Raw genomic sequence first — 14,953 nt, forward strand, 5'->3', positions numbered from 1 at the left:
CGCTGGCGCATGAGTACGCTGTCCTCTTTCGGTTAGGACGGAAGCACCATTTGAAGGGAGCGGAAACAGGTCTTTTGTCACGTTTCCTGGGGGAACGACACCTGGCGATGAAATCAATCCTTGACAGATTGATGCCAGGCACCGATAATGCTGGCCTTGCGGTGATATAGCTCAGTTGGTTAGAGCATAGCATTCATAATGCTAGGGTCGGTGGTTCAAGTCCACCTATCACCACCAAATTAAGCTACAATGTACGACCGCGCGGTGATATAGCTCAGTTGGTTAGAGCATAGCATTCATAATGCTAGGGTCGGTGGTTCAAGTCCACCTATCACCACCAGAGATTTATCAGAAAAGCCTGAGCCGGAAACGGTTCAGGCTTTTTTGTTGTTCCGGCCCAGGTCAGAGGACGGTAAACCAGTTCGGGGTAGACAGCAGATGGAGTATCGCTGGATCCTGCGATAGCGCTCGCAAACTTAGCTGCCGGAGATCTGGCCAAAGCCTTCGCGCAACTCGTCTGCGTCTTCGGGACGCACGACGCGGGCGACTTCCTTGCCATCTTTCAGGAAGATGACCGTCGGCCACAATTTGACGCGGAAGGCACGGCCCAGCACTCGGCCGGGACCGTCTTCCACTTTGAAGTGCGGGATGTTGGCATACTCGCGGTATGCCTCGGCGATGGCCGGCTGGGCGCCGCGGCAATAGCCGCACCAGTTGGTACCGAATTCCAGCACCGCTGGTCCGGTGAGCGCATCAATGTCAGCCCGGCTGGGCTGTTCTGTCTTGTACACAGTTTCCATCATGCGACCCACCTTACCATGATCGCGCGGGCTTATGCGCCCGGCTGGATCTTGCCGTCGACTACGCGCGGCACGTTTTGCGGATTGTCGTTGGCCAGGGTCGATGGCAGCGCCCATTCCGGCGCATCCTGGTAGCACACAGGACGCAGGAAGCGGTCGATGGCGGTGGCGCCGACCGACGTGCTGCGCGGGTCGGAAGTCGACGGGAACGGGCCGCCGTGCACCATGGCGTGCGCCACTTCGACGCCGGTCGGGAAGCCATTGAACAGGATGCGGCCGGCCTTGCGCTCCAGGGTTGGCAGCAGGCCGGCGGCGATCTCGCGGTCGTCGGCGGTAGCGTGCACGGTGGAGGTCAACTGGCCTTCCACGTGCTCGGCGATGCGGCGCATATCGGCGGCATCGCGGCATCGTACCAATACCGAGCTCGGGCCAAAATTCTCATCTTCCAACGCCGGCGTGGACAGGAAGGTGTCGACGTCGGTGCTGTACAGGTGCGGTCGCGCCGCGCAGGCAGTGCTGCCCGCGCCGCCTTGCGCCAGCAGTTCCACCTTGTCCAGCGCGGACAGTTTGCCCACACCGGCTTCGTACGACTGATGAATGCCAGGGGTCAGCATGGTGGTCGATGGCTTGGCTTGCACCGCAGCCGCAGCCGCAGCAGCAAATTCGTTCAGCTCAGGGCCTTCCAGCGCGATCAGCAGGCCAGGATTGGTGCAGAACTGGCCGGAGCCCATGGTCAGCGAATCGGCAAAACCTTGCGCGATGCGCGCGGCGCCGGCTTTCAATGCGCCCGGCAGCAGGAATACCGGGTTGATCGATGCCATTTCTGCGTACACGGGAATCGGCTCCTTGCGGGCCTGGGCGATGCGCACCAGCGCCAGGCCGCCGCCGCGCGAACCGGTGAAGCCGACGGCCTTGATGGCTGGATGCGCCACCAGGTCGCCGCCGATCTGCACGTCGCCAATCACCAGCGAGAAGACGCCTTCATGCAGGCCGCAGTCGGCCACGGCTTTCTGGATCGCCTTGCCCACCAGCTCGGACGTACCCAGGTGCGCAGGGTGCGCCTTCACGACCACCGGGCAACCTGCAGCCAGTGCCGACGCGGTATCGCCGCCAGCGACCGAGAACGCCAGCGGGAAGTTGGAGGCGCCGAACACCGCGACCGGGCCGACGCCGATCTTGCGCATGCGCAGGTCGGAGCGTGGCGGCACGCGTTCAGGCAGCGCGGAGTCCAGCGTCGCGCCCAGGAACAGGCCATCGCGCACCACTTTGGCGAACAGGCGCAGCTGGTTGACGGTTCGGCCGCGCTCACCTTCCAGGCGGGCTTGCGGCAGGCCGGATTCCTGCATTGCGCGCTCGATCAGTTGCGGGCCGATGTCGAGGATGTTCTGCGCCACCTGCTCCAGGAACTGCGCGCGCTTTTCCAGCGTGGTTTCGCGGTAGGAGTCGAAAGCTTGTGCCGCCAGGTCGCAGGCGCGCTGCAGGTCGGCCGGTGTGGCCATGCCAAATGCCGGCTCGATCTCGATATTGCGGGCCGGGTCGGTGGCCTTCATTTGGCCCGCGCTGCCTTTGACGGCGGCTTGTCCGATCAACATTTCACCTGCGATCTGCATTCTTTGCTCCTTGATGTATTGGGGTCGGCAGGGCCGAAAGTTTACTTGAATTTGGCGCAAGGGTCTGTGCGCTTTTGCGCTGCAACCTTGCGGATTTCGTCATAGCTGCCCTGCAGGCCATCGGGTTCGATGAAGCCTATGGTGCGGACGGTCAGCCTGGGTTCAATAGCATTCAGCCAACGCGGCACGCCAATGTCCTTGCGCACATGGCCGTTGCCTGCAATGAGGACGACGTCGCGCGGCTGCTGCTGGCGAATCAGCTTGGCCATCCAGATATCGCGCGCCACTTGCGCATTGACCATGCCGGGCAACATCATGTCCGACGCCATGTTGCAGTGCCCCTCCTGGATCGCCTTCTCCTGGCCGCGGCGCAGGTCCGATGGCAGCGGCTCTTTCAGCTTGTAGGCTGCGACGGTGGCGGCATCAAAGCTGGAGGCAACGCCGTCGCGCACGACTTTCGATGCATCGGTGCGCGACAGGTTGACGGCGATCAGCGGCAGGTGGTTGCTCAGTGCGAGCTGGATGATGGGGTGGTAAAGCTGCCAGTCCCACCCTTTCTTGTTCATGACGTTAATCACGCACGAAGCGTCCAGGCAGCCCTTTTGCGCTTCGTCCAGCAAGCCTTGCGATTCGCGGTCGAACTGCTCCATTGCGATCGCGGGCCGCCAGCCGGCTTCCACACGCTGGCGCAAGTCTTCGAAGCGAAGCTTGTGGCCTTCCTTGTTGTCGTGCACCTCGCCCAGCAAGAGCACTTGCGGGTTGGAGGCAGTCGTGGGTGCCGTGTAGGCGACGGTTTGCTTGCTGCTGCAGCCGGCCAGCGCCAGGCCTGCCAGCAGCAGTGCGATCGTGTATGGCTTCATCGATGCGTGTTCGGGCTATCTTCGAAAGCGTCTAGTCTAACAGGGCATGGATGGCTTTGCCGATCACCTCGACGTGGGTCTCAAGCGCGAAATGCCCGGTATCCAGCAATTGCACGATCGCGTTCGGGTTATCGCGGCGATAAGCCTCGGCGCCCGGCGGCGTGAAGAACGGATCGTTTTTGCCCCAGATCGCCAGTGTCGGCACCTGCGCTTTGCGGAAGAACGCCTGGAATACGGGGTACAGCTCGAGGTTTTTGCGATAGTCGTAGAACAGTTCGAGCTGGATATCGATATTCCCCGGGCGCGCCATCAGGGCCGAGTCCAGGGTATAGGACTCGGGCGCCACGCTGGCGGGATCGGCGACACCGTGCGTGTACTGCCATTTGGTGGCTTCGGGCGTCAGGAAGCCGCGCATGACGTTCGTATTCTCTTCGTTCGGGTCCGCCCAGTGCTTGCGCATCGGAGTCCAGCCATCGCTCAAGCCTTCCAGGTAGGCGTTGCCGTTCTGCGAAACCAGGGCCGTAATGCGTTCCGGTTTGGCTGCAGCCAGGCGCAGGCCGACCGGGGCGCCGTAGTCGAATACATACAGCGCGAATTTTTCGAGCTTGATGGCTTGCAGGAAGGCCTCCATGGTGTTGGCCAGGTTGTCGAACGTGTATGTGTACTTGCGTTCAGGCGGCACCTCGGTAAAACCGAAGCCCGGCAGGTCGGGGGCGATGACGCGATACCTGGTCGCCAGCAGCGGAATCAGGTTGCGGAACATGTGGGAACTGGTGGGAAAACCGTGCATCAGGAGGATCGCCGGCGCGTCCGGAGCACCTGCTTCGCGGTAGAAGATGTTAATGCCGTCGGCCTGGATGGTGCGGTTCATAATTAACCCCTTAAAATTAGTTTAGATGGTTACAAGAATACTCCAGCCACGTAACTTGTCAAGAGTTATTTTGGTGGTTACAATGAAATCGGGAGGACAGGAAAATGATTGAGTTCTACGGCGATCACCCGGCGCTGGACCTGATGAATACCGTTGTGCAAGGAGAAGAAACCTGGCATGACGATGCTGGTGTCATGGCCTGGCTGGCAGCTGCCGGGCAGCTCACGGCGGAAGAGGAGGCGCCCGGCAAGCCAGGCGAGCTGCTGGCTGCAGCGCGCGCGTTGCGCGAATCCGTTCGCGCGGCAGTGGCGGCGCGCAAGGCCGGGCAACGGTTCGATGCCGCAGCGCTGAATGCGGCGCTTGCGCACGCCGAACGGCACCTGGTGCTGGTGGAAGCAAGTGGGGGCGGGCTGTCGCTGCAGCCCCGCTACGCGGCCCGCACGCCGCAGCAGCTACTGGCGCCCCTGGCGGAAGCCGCGGCGCAGTTGCTGGCGACAGCCGACTTCAAGCTGGTGCGCAAATGCGAGGACCATGCCTGTACGCTGTGGTTCCTGGACCGCACCAAGTCACACCGCCGCCGCTGGTGCAGCATGGCGCTCTGCGGCAACCGCAACAAGGTGGCGGCTTTCCGCCAGCGCCAGCAGGAAGGCTAGCGCACCAGGAAGTCGACAAAGCTGCGCACGCGCAGCGACAGGTGGCGCGCGTGCGGATAGATCAGGTAGAACGGCCTTGAGCAGCCGCCATGCTGCGGCAGCAATTCGACCAGCGTCCCGCTGGCCAGTTCGCGCTCCACGGCAAAGCGATAGGTCTGCGTAATGCCGCCGCCATGGACGGCCAGGGTGCCCATGCCAAGAAAGTCTTCCGCGCACACCACGGCATCGCCGCCGATCAATTCGATTTCCGAACCGTCGCGCATGAACTGCCAGGGTACCAGCCGTCCGGTACTGGGCAGCACGAACTGGATGCAATCATGTCCGGTCAGTTCTTCAAGCGACTTCGGCTTGCCGCGCCGTTTCAGGTAGGACGGCGCAGCCACCAGTACCAGCTCCGCATCTTCCATCTTGCGGGCGACCAGGGTCGAATCCTGCGGCGCACGGCCGCGCACGGCAAGATCATAGCCCTCGTCTGCGAAATCGATGTTGCGGTTGCTGATGTGGACTTCGACCTGCACTTCCGGGAATTGCAAGCGGAAGGCCGCCACGCGCTCGAGCAAGCGGTAATGCGCATAGGGCGTCGTTGCACTGATACGCAGCTTGCCGGATGGCGTGGCCTGCTGGCCCGTCACTTCACGTTCGGCCTCCACCAGTTGCGACAGCGCCTGCCGGCACTGTTCGAAGTACACCCTGCCGCCGTCGGTCAGGCGGATCTGGCGCGTGGTGCGCACGAACAGGCGCACGCCGAGGCGCTCCTCCAGGCGCGAAATGGAACGGCTCACCGCCGCCGGCGTGACGCCCGCCATCGCCGCCGCCGCGGTGAAGCTGCCCTGCTCCCCCGCCAGCACGAACAGCTCGATGCTGCCCAACTGCATATCATCGAAGTGGCGCTGCATTCATTACCCCATGTATCAAGTCAATTACCGGAAACCATATTTATCTACCAAAACGTCATAAGTATAGTGGACTCACCTCAACCAAACTCATGGAGTTCCAAATGACCAAGACAGCAATCGTGACCGGCGCTTCCAGCGGCCTGGGCTTTGCCATCGCCAAGGCCTACCTGGCGCGCGGCTACAACGTGGTCGGCAACGCCCGCACCATGGACCGCCTGCAAACGGCTGCAGCCCACCTCGGAAATCCCGCCAACTTCCTGCCGGTCGCCGGCGATATCGCCTCGCCGGCGACGGCCAGGGAACTGTTCGATAAGGCGGCTGCGCGTTTCGGCAAGGTCGACATCCTGGTGAATAACGCCGGCATCTTCATCGCCAAGCCGGCCGTCGATTACACCGAGGCCGACACCGACGCCATTGTGGCGACCAACCTGAAGGGCTTCCTGTTCCCGGCTCAGGAAGCGGTGCGACACATGGAAGCCAACGGCGGCGGCCACATCGTCAACATCACCGCCAGCCTGGGCGTGACGCCGGCCAAGGCGACCGCGCTGCTGCCCGTGCTGATCAAGGGCGGCCTGAACATGGCGACGCGCGCCCTGGCGCTCGAGGTGGCCAACAAGAACATCAAGGTGAACGCGGTAGCGCCCGGCATCATCAGCACCCCGCTGCACAGCACGGATGCCGGTACCCAGGAATTCCTGAAAGGCCTGGTGCCGACCCACAGGATGGGTACGGCCGACGACATCGCCGACGCGGTGCTTTACCTGACCGATTCGAGCTTCATCTCCGGCCATGTGCTGACCGTCGATGACGGCGCGGCAGCCGGCAACTGGTAAGCAAGGAGACTGGCATGCCCTACGTGAACATCAAGGTCACCCGCGAACAAGGCGGCCCGACCGTGGAACAGAAGAAGGAACTGATCGCCCGCACCACCAGGATGCTGCAGGAGGTGCTGGACAAAGACCCGGCCACCACCTTCGTCATCATCGACGAAGTGGAAACCGATAGCTGGGGAGTGGGATTTGAATCGGTGACCGAGCGGCGCGCCCGCCAGTCATAAGCCGCAAACGCTGTGGATATTGCTCAAGGCGACACCACCGACGATGGCGCGGCCAATGCAGCTGACTTTTTGCCAGCCATTGTCGGCCACAGCAAAGCCACCGATGACCAGGGCCACTACGACGGCGCCCAGTATCATGGCACCTCTTATCGAATCGCTAATCTTCATTGTGCATCTGACAAAATCATGGATAAGCGATTTTAGACGCTGGACGCGACAGTCGACAACTAATTATTTGCCATCGCGTGCAGTTTGCTGATGGTGCTCCAATTGCGCGAAGTGACCGCATCGCCCAGCGCCTTGCCCATCGCTGCGGCAGCGCGGCTGGTCAGCACGCCATCGGGGCACCAGATGTAGGCGGCGTGGCGGCCGAGTGCGAACGCTTCCGGCTGCCAGCTCTGCCGTGCCAGAGGTTCCAGCTTGCCGCGGTCTTCATCGGGCCTGTTGAGGACAGCCACCAGCAGCCGCGAATGGTCGCTGGCCACCTCCTGCAGGCTGTTTTCCTTGACGATCTCGGCCAACTGGGCGGCCTCGATCACGGTGACTTTGGCCGGTACGCCGAGCTTGAGCACCAGTGCTTCTTCGATGCGCGCAGCGCTGTCGGCAGCATCGGCGGCATTGCAATCAAACACGACGTTGCCGCTGTTGAGCAGCGTGCGCACGTCGCCGTAGCCCATATCGCTCAGCATCTTGCGCAGGTCGGCCATCGCAACGCGTTTTGCGCGTCCGACGTTAATTCCGCGCAACAAGGCGATCAGGCGCTGCTTATCCATGACATTCCTCCCTGCATGGCTTCAGTATGCGGCAGATGCTCCTGCGGCGGCGCTCAGCTCGCAATCGGCGCGTGCAAGGGGGCGTCCGGGTGCCTGTCCTCATTTTCATCGCCCGGCGTCACGCGCGGGATGCGGAAGACGAAACTGGCGCCCTTGCCCAGCGTGCTCGACACCGAAATGGTGCCGCCGAACTGCTTGACGACCAGGTTGAAGACGATGTTCAGGCCAAGGCCGGTGCCGCCCTGCCCGCGCCGGGTAGTGACGAAGGGGTCGAATACCTTGTCCAGCATATCCGGCGCGATGCCCTTGCCGTTGTCGACTACCTGCATCTCGATGTTATCGCCTTCCGGGATGACGTTGATGTCGATATTGCCCGCGCCATCGGGTTCGAAGGCGTGTTCGACGCAGTTCAGCGTGAGGTTGGTGATGACCTGTGCCAGGGCGCCAGGATAGCTGTCCAGAATGACGTCGTCGGGGCAGTTGATGGCGACCACGATGCGGGTTTTCTTCAGCTTCGGCTGCAGGCTGGACACCACTTCGCCAATGTATTCCTTCAGTTCGAAGCGGCGTCGCGCTTCGCTGACCTGGTCGACCGCAATCTGCTTGAAGCTGTGGATCAGGTGCGCTGCGCGGTAGGCATTGTTCATGATCAGGCGCGCGCTTTCACCGGCCGTATCGATGTATTTCTGGATCTCCGACTTCTTCACCTGGCCGGCCTTCATCGACTCGTCGACGGCCGTGGTGGCATCCATCAGCACCGAGGCGCTGGTCAGGGCGATGCCGACCGGCGTGTTGATTTCATGGGCCACGCCGGCCACCAGCGAACCGAGGGACGCCAGGCGCTCGGCTTGCAGCAGGGATTCCTGGGTGCGCTGCAAGTCGTCCAGCGCCTGCGCCGTTTCCTGCGCCGAACGGCGCGCCAGGTCTTCCGCTTCGCGGGTGCGCTTGATGATCGATTTAACCTTGCGCTGGATAGCGTTGAAGCCGCGGATCACGTCACCCAGTTCATCGCTGCGCTTTTCCGGCAGCTCCTCCACTTCATCGGAACCGCGCGTGGCCAGTTCGAACAAGCCGTCGCGCAGCTTCTTCAAGGGATCGAACACGATGCGCAGGGACAGCGCCAGCGCCACCACCAGGATCAGGTCCAGCGTCAGCACTTCCACCACTTTGCGGCGCACTTCGGCGGCCAGCGTGGCATCGATCTGGGCCCGGGTGAAATTGACCACCACACGGCCGACGATCACCGGTTTCAGGGCACTGCCAGCGGCGCCGGCGTCGCGGTAGGCCAGGTCGGCCACGACCGGCGCGCCCTGCACGGCAGTTTCGGATTCGATGGGGACGATGCTGCCGTCTTCCTTGCGGCGCTTGCCGGAAAACAGGCCGACCGAGGTGTCGTAGACGCGGATCGCAACCAGTTCCGGCGGCAGCATCTCGGCTGCCACGATATTGTCGACCTTGGCCTTGTCGAGGTCCCACAGGGCGGATGGCAGGCTGGTCTGCAAGCGGGTCAGCACGCCCTCGCGCAGGCGCTGGTTAGCTACTTCCAGTTCGTGACCCAGGCTGTATTGGGCGTAGGTGCCGGAAATGCCCAGCACGACGGTGACGATCACAACGAACAGTGCAGTCAGCCGGCCTTGGATACCAAACATTCACTCCCTCCCCATATTCCCCCCAATGTAAGGGAAGCGGTGTGACTTGGCAAGATTTTAAGGGTGATGCCTTCCCGGCACTGATGTAAGATCTGGCATTGATCTGTGGGAGATAAAACAATGACGGCGACATACCGCCACCTGCCCCTTGCCAAGGTCGAGCCTGGCATGGTGCTTTCTGACGAACTGCTGGACACGCACGGCCAGGTCCTCCTGCCGGCAGGCGCCGTGCTGACCGAACGCATGCTGGAGCGCCTGCAAGGCCACGGCATCGAGTCGCTGGCCGTGGTTGACGACACACCGCCCGACCCGGCGCAATCGGCTGCCGAACGCACTGCCCACCTGGCGCGCATCGAAGTGCTGTTCCGCCGCCACGATCCGGCCGATGCCGAAGACTCTGCGGCCAAGGCGCTGCGCACCCTGGTCACGGATTTCCGCGTTGGCAAGGAGGCTGCATGAGCGCACCGCTCAGTTATGACGACGTGGTGAAAAATCTGGACGACCTGCCTTCGCTGCCGGCCGTGGTGATGGAACTGCTGAACAGTGTGGACCAGGAAGAAATCGATATTGCCGTGCTGGCAAAGAAGGTCTCGCATGACCAGGCCTTGACCGCCAAGACGCTGCGTCTGGCGAATTCTTCGCTGTTCGGGCTGCAGGTCAAGGTGACCACGATCCAGCAAGCGATTACCTTCCTCGGTTTCCAGAGCACGCGCAACCTGATTACGGCGGCCGCAGTGACCGGCTGCTTCGCCGGCAAGCAGTGCCCCGGCTTTGACCACGGCATGTTCTGGCGCCATTCGATAGCGACGGCAGCTTGCGCCAAGGTGCTGGCGCGCCACGTGCGCTTCAACCAGGATTATGCTTTCACGGCGGGGCTGCTGCACGATATCGGAAGCCTGGTGCTGGTGTCGACCTTCCCTGAGCGGTATGCCGAGGTGATCGCCTACCAGAAGGAACACGACTGCTATACGCTGGAGGCGGAACGCGCCGTGCTCGGCATCGACCATGTCGAAGCCGGCCTGGCGTTGGCGGAGCACTGGAATTTTTCAGACACCATGCGGCTGGCGATTGCCGGCCACCACGAACCCGGAAAGCCAGGAGCCGGCTTCCTGGCTGCCATCGTGCACGTGGCCGACGCGGTGGTGCATGCGCTCGACCTCGTGCAGAAACCGGACGACCTGGTGCCGCCCGTTTCCCCGATTGCCTGGAAAGCGCTCAACCTGGGCGAAGACACTTTCCTGCACCTGTTCCGCGAAACGGAACTGCAATATGAAGAAATTGCGCTGGTGTTGATGGCCTGATGCGCAGCGCGCTTAGTGCGCGCTGGCCTGCGGCATGCCGCCCTGGGTCGAGGCGCCGACTGGCTTGTCCTCTGGCTTCGGGCGGCCTTGCGCATCCGACAGGCGATACTTGGTGCGGCGATCGCCCATCAAGTCACGCAGTTCGCGAATGCTCATGCCGGTCACTTCATGCATGCGAATCAGCAGGGATGCGCCGACTGGCAAGCGATGGTGGCGGATTTTACTGATGACGGGCGGTGCGACTTCCAGCATGCGCGACAGCGCAGCATCGTTCTTCAATTGCATTTTGCCGAGCAGGATGTCCAGCAGGTGGTTCGGGTTGTAGCTTTCCTGCGAAGCGAGAGCGTGGTGTGCCATGATTGATCCTCTCTTGACAGTGGAGTGTTGAGGAAAGGGCCTTGCAGTCTTGCTAATCTTCTTACTGCGCTGCGAAGCGAACCTTGTTCAACATCAAGACTTGGCGATGATTTGCCGAAAATCTTGACAACAATGCCATTTCAACACAGTCATTATTCATGTGTCGCACGAAAGAACCATACGGAAATTGTGTTGCGCGGATATTTCAGGCTGTAACGGAAATGATGCTGCCCGGCGCCGGAGTGCCTGGCGTGCGCTGGCTTGACTGGGCATTCTGGGCCAGCAGGTCCTGCCGGGTCAGGAAATCCTGCAGCTCGGCCGATTGTGCTTGCTCCAGGGCACGAGTCTCTTCACGGCGGGTACTGATTTGCTCGGTGCTTGCGGCCTGCTGCTCGCGGATGCGCTGCTCTTCCTGCCGCAACTGGCGCTGTTCGGCCAGGCGGCGTTCGGCAGCAGCACTGTCCACCTGCTGGACATTCGGGGTGGTCGGTCCTATTCCATTGATAGCCATGACGTAGCTCCCGCAGAAAATTGCTCTTTTAACTCTAGAGCTCGCGGGGCCGGTTTTCAAGGGACGATTGGCGATTTACGGTAAACTTGCGGGTATGCAGAAAAAAGTATTCATCAAAACCTTCGGCTGCCAGATGAACGAGTACGACTCGGACAAGATGGCAGACCTGCTCGGCGCGTCCGAGGGACTGGTACGCACCGAATCCCCGGAAGAAGCCGACGTTATCCTCCTCAACACCTGCTCTGTGCGCGAAAAGGCGCAGGAAAAGGTGTTTTCGGACCTGGGCACCTTCAAGAAGCTCAAGCAAGCCAAGCCTGAACTGGTGATTGGCGTGGGCGGCTGCGTCGCCTCGCAGGAGGGCGAAGCCATCGTCAAGCGCGCGCCGCTGGTGGACGTGGTGTTCGGCCCGCAAACCCTGCACCGCCTGCCGAAAATGATCGAACTGCGCCGCCACACCGGCAAGCCGCAGATCGACATCAGCTTCCCCGAGATCGAAAAGTTCGACCACCTGCCGCCGGCGCGCGTGGAAGGCGCTTTCGCCTACGTCTCGATCATGGAAGGCTGCTCCAAATACTGTTCCTACTGCGTGGTGCCCTACACCCGCGGCGAGGAAGTATCGCGCCGCTTCGAAGACGTGCTGACCGAAGTCGCCGGCCTGGCCGCCCAGGGCGTGAAGGAAGTCATGCTGCTCGGCCAGAACGTGAATGCCTTCCGCGGCGAGACCGCCGACGGCAGCGTCGCCGATTTCGCCATGCTGATCGAATACGTGGCCGAGATTCCCGGTATTGAACGCATCCGCTTCGTCACCAGTCATCCGAAGGAGTTCACGCAGCGCCTGATCGACTGCTACGCGAAAATCCCGAAACTGGCCGACCAGCTTTACCTGCCGGCCCAGCATGGCTCGGACAAGATCCTGGGCGCCATGAAGCGCGGCTACACTGCGCTGGAATACAAATCCATCATCCGCAAGGTGCGCGCGGTGCGCCCGAACGTGGTGATCTCTTCGGACTTCATCGTCGGCTTCCCCGGCGAGACCGACGAGGATTTCGAAGCGATGGTCAAGCTGGTGCAGGACGTCGACTTCGACAACAGCTTCAGCTTCATCTTCAGCAAGCGCCCCGGCACGCCGGCCGCCAACCTGGCCGACGACACCCCGGCCGACGTCAAATCGGCCCGCCTGCAGCGCCTGCAAGCCCTGTTCGACGAGAACACCAAGCGCCACAGCGCCGCCATGGTAGGCATGACCATGCAGGTGCTGGTGGAAGGCCAGTCCAAGCGCGGCGGCAATGAAATGCAAGGCCGCGCCAGCAATACCCGCACCGTGCACTTCGACGGCGGCGCCAATGCGCAGGCACTGATTGGCCAGATGGTCAGCGTGCGCATCACCGAAAGCCTGGATTACTCCCTGCGCGGAGAAGCGATACTTTGAAAACAAAAACCCCGGTGCAACCGCACTACTTCGTTCCAGAACCCCTGGACAACACGCGCCTGGCCCATTTGTGCGGCCCGCTCGATGAAAACCTGCGCCAGATTTCAGCGGCGCTGGACGTGACCATTTTCCGCCGCGGCGAAAAATTCATTGTCAGCGGCACCAATGCCGAACGCGCAGTGGCCATCCTCGAGCGCTTCTATGAAGTCGCCGACAAGGTAGTGCCGGTGGAGGAAGTCCAGCTCGCCCTGGTCGAGCAGCGCGCCAGCGAGGCGCCGGACGACTTTGGCCCGGGCGAGGAAGAGCCTCCTTTCCACGAACCGGACATCACCAGCCCGGTGCTGAAAACGCGCCGCAACGACCTGCGCGGCCGCACGCCGCACCAGATCCGCTACCTGCGCAATATCCTCGACCACGACATCAGCTTCGGCATCGGCCCGGCCGGTACCGGCAAGACCTATCTGGCAGTGGCCTGCGCGGTCGACGCCCTGGAGCGCGACGCGGTCAAGCGCATCATCCTGACCCGCCCTGCGGTGGAAGCGGGCGAGCGCCTGGGCTTCCTTCCAGGCGACCTGGCGCAGAAAGTCGACCCGTATTTGCGCCCGCTGTACGACGCGCTGTACGACCTGCTCGGCTTCGACCGCACGCAGAAGATGTTCGAGAAACAGGTGATCGAGATCGCCCCGCTTGCCTATATGCGCGGCCGCACGCTGAACCACGCCTTCGTCATCCTGGACGAGGCGCAGAACACCACTGTCGAACAGATGAAGATGTTCCTGACCCGTATCGGCTTTGGCAGCAAGGCCGTGGTGACGGGCGACGTGACCCAGATCGACCTGCAGAAGCACCAGAAATCCGGCCTGGTCGATGCCATGCACGTGCTGCGCAATGTGCGCGGCATCGCCTTCAGCCAGTTCTCCAGCGCCGACGTGGTACGCCATCCGTTGGTGGCGCGCATTGTCGATGCCTATGAGAATGCCCAGGAAGCCAGCGCCGAGCTGGCGCCCCTGCTGCAAACCGTGAAACCCGCTGTGAAAGCTGTGCGCAATGTCCGAAAAAAATAAGCTGGCCCTGTCCGTCCAATACGCCGACCCGCGCCTGCAGGAAGAAATCACCCGCCCAATGATCCGCAAATGGGTCAAGGCGGCCCTGTTCGCACCGGCTGAACTGACCATCCGTTTCGTCGATGCGGAAGAAGGCCAGGAGCTGAACCGCGACTACCGCGGCAAGGACTACGCCACCAATGTGCTGACCTTCGCTTACAACGAAGGCGAGGAAGTGGCCGAGGACGAGCCGACGCGCGCCGACATCATCCTGTGCACCGACGTGCTGCAGCGCGAAGCGGCCGAGCAGAAGAAAACCGTGGAAGAGCACACCGCCCACCTGATCGTGCACGGCGTATTGCACGCCCAGGGCTACGACCACGAGGATGACGAAGAAGCGGCCGAGATGGAAGACATCGAAACCGAGATCGTCACCGGCCTCGGTTACGCCGACCCGTACTAGACTTCCAGCGTCAGCATCGTCACGCCGAAGGCGCAGAACACGAAAGCGCTCAGGCGCGACAGGGTGCGCGCAGCGCTCGGCCGGCTGAGCCACGCGCGCGCCTTCGCCGCAAGCCCCGCATAGATCCCGTGGATCACAACCAGCACCATGCAATAGGTGGCAATGGCCAGGGCCAGCGGTACCTGCTGTTGCGCGGCTCCCGTGGCGCCGGCCACTTGCGGCAGGACAGACAGGAAGAACAGCAGCGACTTCGGGTTGCTCGTCTGGAGCAAAACACCGCGCAGCAGGCGCTTGCGACAGCCGTCGGCCTCTTGCGCCTGGCCCGCTGCGGCGCCTTGTCCAATGGGTGCTGGCACGCGGCCCCAGGCCTTGCAGGCGAGGTAGAAGAGGTAGCTGACGCCGCAATACTTCAGCAGCAGGAACGAGGCTGGCGAGGAACGAATCAGCAGCCCAATGCCGGCCGAAGACAAGCCGGCCATGACGGCAGCGCCGATGGCCAGGCCCAGCACTCCATGCATGGCCGCGCGCCAGCCAGTCGCGATGGCATTGTCCAGCGTCATCAACACCCCTGGCCCCGGGCTCGACACGGTGAAGACCACCATGACCGCAAACATCCAATAAGTATTGTTCATGTGCGCAGTGTGCCGCTGGCCCGACAGGCATTCAAACGAGATCTTGGT

General features: G+C 62.3%; 19 protein-coding genes and 2 tRNA genes. 10 read left to right on the top strand and 11 right to left on the bottom strand.

Annotated features, from left to right (window positions below; genetic code table 11):
* The first annotated feature begins 160 nt into the window (after positions 1-160).
* Positions 161-237 (top strand) — tRNA-Met (locus ACN9MY_RS27085).
* Positions 238-263: 26 nt separating this feature from the next.
* Positions 264-340: transfer RNA gene (locus tag ACN9MY_RS27090), tRNA-Met, on the top strand.
* A 136-nt stretch (positions 341-476) separates the two neighbouring features.
* Here the strand turns inward: ACN9MY_RS27090 and ACN9MY_RS27095 are convergent.
* From ACN9MY_RS27095 to ACN9MY_RS27110, 4 genes are read right to left on the bottom strand one after another with little or no spacing between them, the layout of a single operon-like run.
* Positions 477-800, bottom strand: coding sequence for a thioredoxin family protein (locus ACN9MY_RS27095; protein WP_426323863.1), 324 nt, complete (start codon positions 798-800; stop codon positions 477-479).
* 32 nt (positions 801-832) lie between these two features.
* The gene (locus ACN9MY_RS27100; RefSeq protein WP_426336391.1) at positions 833-2,410 is read right to left on the bottom strand and encodes an aldehyde dehydrogenase (NADP(+)); all 1,578 of its coding nucleotides are present in this window, start codon (positions 2,408-2,410) and stop codon (positions 833-835) included.
* A gap of 41 nt (positions 2,411-2,451) precedes the next feature.
* The gene (locus ACN9MY_RS27105) at positions 2,452-3,270 is read right to left on the bottom strand and encodes a ChaN family lipoprotein (RefSeq protein WP_426319221.1); all 819 of its coding nucleotides are present in this window, start codon (positions 3,268-3,270) and stop codon (positions 2,452-2,454) included.
* Between the two features lie 31 nt (positions 3,271-3,301).
* Entirely contained in the window at positions 3,302-4,141 is an 840-nt protein-coding gene (locus ACN9MY_RS27110) for an alpha/beta fold hydrolase (RefSeq protein ID WP_426336392.1), read from the bottom strand.
* Positions 4,142-4,245: 104 nt separating this feature from the next.
* On the opposite strand from ACN9MY_RS27110, the gene ACN9MY_RS27115 reads away from it, so the two are divergent.
* On the top strand, positions 4,246-4,794 hold the full coding sequence (locus ACN9MY_RS27115) for a CGNR zinc finger domain-containing protein (protein ID WP_426336393.1): 549 nt from the start codon (positions 4,246-4,248) through the stop codon (positions 4,792-4,794).
* Here the strand turns inward: ACN9MY_RS27115 and ACN9MY_RS27120 are convergent.
* A complete protein-coding gene (locus ACN9MY_RS27120) occupies positions 4,791-5,690 on the bottom strand; it encodes a LysR family transcriptional regulator (protein ID WP_426336394.1) in 900 nt (299 codons plus the stop codon). The two genes, ACN9MY_RS27115 and ACN9MY_RS27120, sit on opposite strands and share 4 nt — an antisense overlap.
* A gap of 101 nt (positions 5,691-5,791) precedes the next feature.
* Here ACN9MY_RS27120 and ACN9MY_RS27125 point away from each other — a divergent pair, with 101 nt between their 5' ends.
* Positions 5,792-6,523 (top strand): SDR family NAD(P)-dependent oxidoreductase, encoded by a 732-nt coding sequence (locus ACN9MY_RS27125; RefSeq protein WP_426164723.1) that lies wholly within the window; start codon positions 5,792-5,794, stop codon positions 6,521-6,523.
* 14 nt (positions 6,524-6,537) lie between these two features.
* Positions 6,538-6,747 carry a tautomerase family protein gene (locus ACN9MY_RS27130; protein ID WP_426164725.1) on the top strand — a complete coding sequence of 70 codons (210 nt, stop codon included), beginning with the start codon at positions 6,538-6,540 and terminating at the stop codon, positions 6,745-6,747.
* Here the strand turns inward: ACN9MY_RS27130 and ACN9MY_RS27135 are convergent.
* From ACN9MY_RS27135 to ACN9MY_RS27145, 3 genes are all read right to left on the bottom strand, one after another.
* A complete protein-coding gene (locus ACN9MY_RS27135) occupies positions 6,742-6,885 on the bottom strand; it encodes a hypothetical protein (protein WP_426164727.1) in 144 nt (47 codons plus the stop codon). The two genes, ACN9MY_RS27130 and ACN9MY_RS27135, sit on opposite strands and share 6 nt — an antisense overlap.
* An 89-nt stretch (positions 6,886-6,974) precedes the next feature.
* The gene (locus ACN9MY_RS27140; protein ID WP_426336395.1) at positions 6,975-7,520 is read right to left on the bottom strand and encodes a DUF1697 domain-containing protein; all 546 of its coding nucleotides are present in this window, start codon (positions 7,518-7,520) and stop codon (positions 6,975-6,977) included.
* Positions 7,521-7,573: 53 nt separating this feature from the next.
* A complete protein-coding gene (locus ACN9MY_RS27145) occupies positions 7,574-9,169 on the bottom strand; it encodes a sensor histidine kinase (protein ID WP_426336396.1) in 1,596 nt (531 codons plus the stop codon).
* Between the two features lie 120 nt (positions 9,170-9,289).
* On the opposite strand from ACN9MY_RS27145, the gene ACN9MY_RS27150 reads away from it, so the two are divergent.
* On the top strand, positions 9,290-9,628 hold the full coding sequence (locus tag ACN9MY_RS27150) for a hypothetical protein (RefSeq protein WP_426164733.1): 339 nt from the start codon (positions 9,290-9,292) through the stop codon (positions 9,626-9,628).
* A complete protein-coding gene (locus tag ACN9MY_RS27155; protein WP_426336397.1) occupies positions 9,625-10,470 on the top strand; it encodes an HDOD domain-containing protein in 846 nt (281 codons plus the stop codon). The genes ACN9MY_RS27150 and ACN9MY_RS27155 overlap by 4 nt, the downstream gene beginning before the upstream one ends.
* Positions 10,471-10,482: 12 nt before the next feature.
* Here the strand turns inward: ACN9MY_RS27155 and ACN9MY_RS27160 are convergent, their stop codons facing one another.
* Positions 10,483-10,827, bottom strand: a complete 345-nt coding sequence (locus ACN9MY_RS27160; protein WP_055929479.1) for a hypothetical protein — start codon at positions 10,825-10,827, stop codon at positions 10,483-10,485.
* A gap of 205 nt (positions 10,828-11,032) precedes the next feature.
* Positions 11,033-11,338, bottom strand: coding sequence for a hypothetical protein (locus tag ACN9MY_RS27165; protein WP_426164737.1), 306 nt, complete (start codon positions 11,336-11,338; stop codon positions 11,033-11,035).
* A 94-nt stretch (positions 11,339-11,432) separates the two neighbouring features.
* Here ACN9MY_RS27165 and miaB point away from each other — a divergent pair, with 94 nt between their 5' ends.
* Genes miaB through ybeY form a run of 3 tightly spaced genes read left to right on the top strand, consistent with a single transcriptional unit; the run spans position 11,433 to position 14,273 of the window.
* The gene (gene miaB / locus ACN9MY_RS27170) at positions 11,433-12,767 is read left to right on the top strand and encodes a tRNA (N6-isopentenyl adenosine(37)-C2)-methylthiotransferase MiaB (protein WP_426336398.1); all 1,335 of its coding nucleotides are present in this window, start codon (positions 11,433-11,435) and stop codon (positions 12,765-12,767) included.
* On the top strand, positions 12,764-13,831 hold the full coding sequence (locus ACN9MY_RS27175) for a PhoH family protein (protein ID WP_426164741.1): 1,068 nt from the start codon (positions 12,764-12,766) through the stop codon (positions 13,829-13,831). The genes miaB and ACN9MY_RS27175 overlap by 4 nt, the downstream gene beginning before the upstream one ends.
* Positions 13,815-14,273, top strand: a complete 459-nt coding sequence (gene ybeY, locus ACN9MY_RS27180) for an rRNA maturation RNase YbeY (protein WP_426336399.1) — start codon at positions 13,815-13,817, stop codon at positions 14,271-14,273. The genes ACN9MY_RS27175 and ybeY overlap by 17 nt, the downstream gene beginning before the upstream one ends.
* On the opposite strand, the gene ACN9MY_RS27185 is transcribed toward ybeY, so the two are convergent.
* Complete coding sequence (locus ACN9MY_RS27185) at positions 14,270-14,905, bottom strand: LysE family translocator (RefSeq protein WP_426164745.1); 636 nt, start codon at positions 14,903-14,905, stop codon at positions 14,270-14,272. The two genes, ybeY and ACN9MY_RS27185, sit on opposite strands and share 4 nt — an antisense overlap.
* Between the last annotated feature and the right edge of the window lie 48 nt (positions 14,906-14,953).

Origin of the sequence: Pseudoduganella sp. R-31, assembly GCF_049913235.1 — a bacterium.
GTDB lineage: Bacteria > Pseudomonadota > Gammaproteobacteria > Burkholderiales > Burkholderiaceae_D > Rugamonas.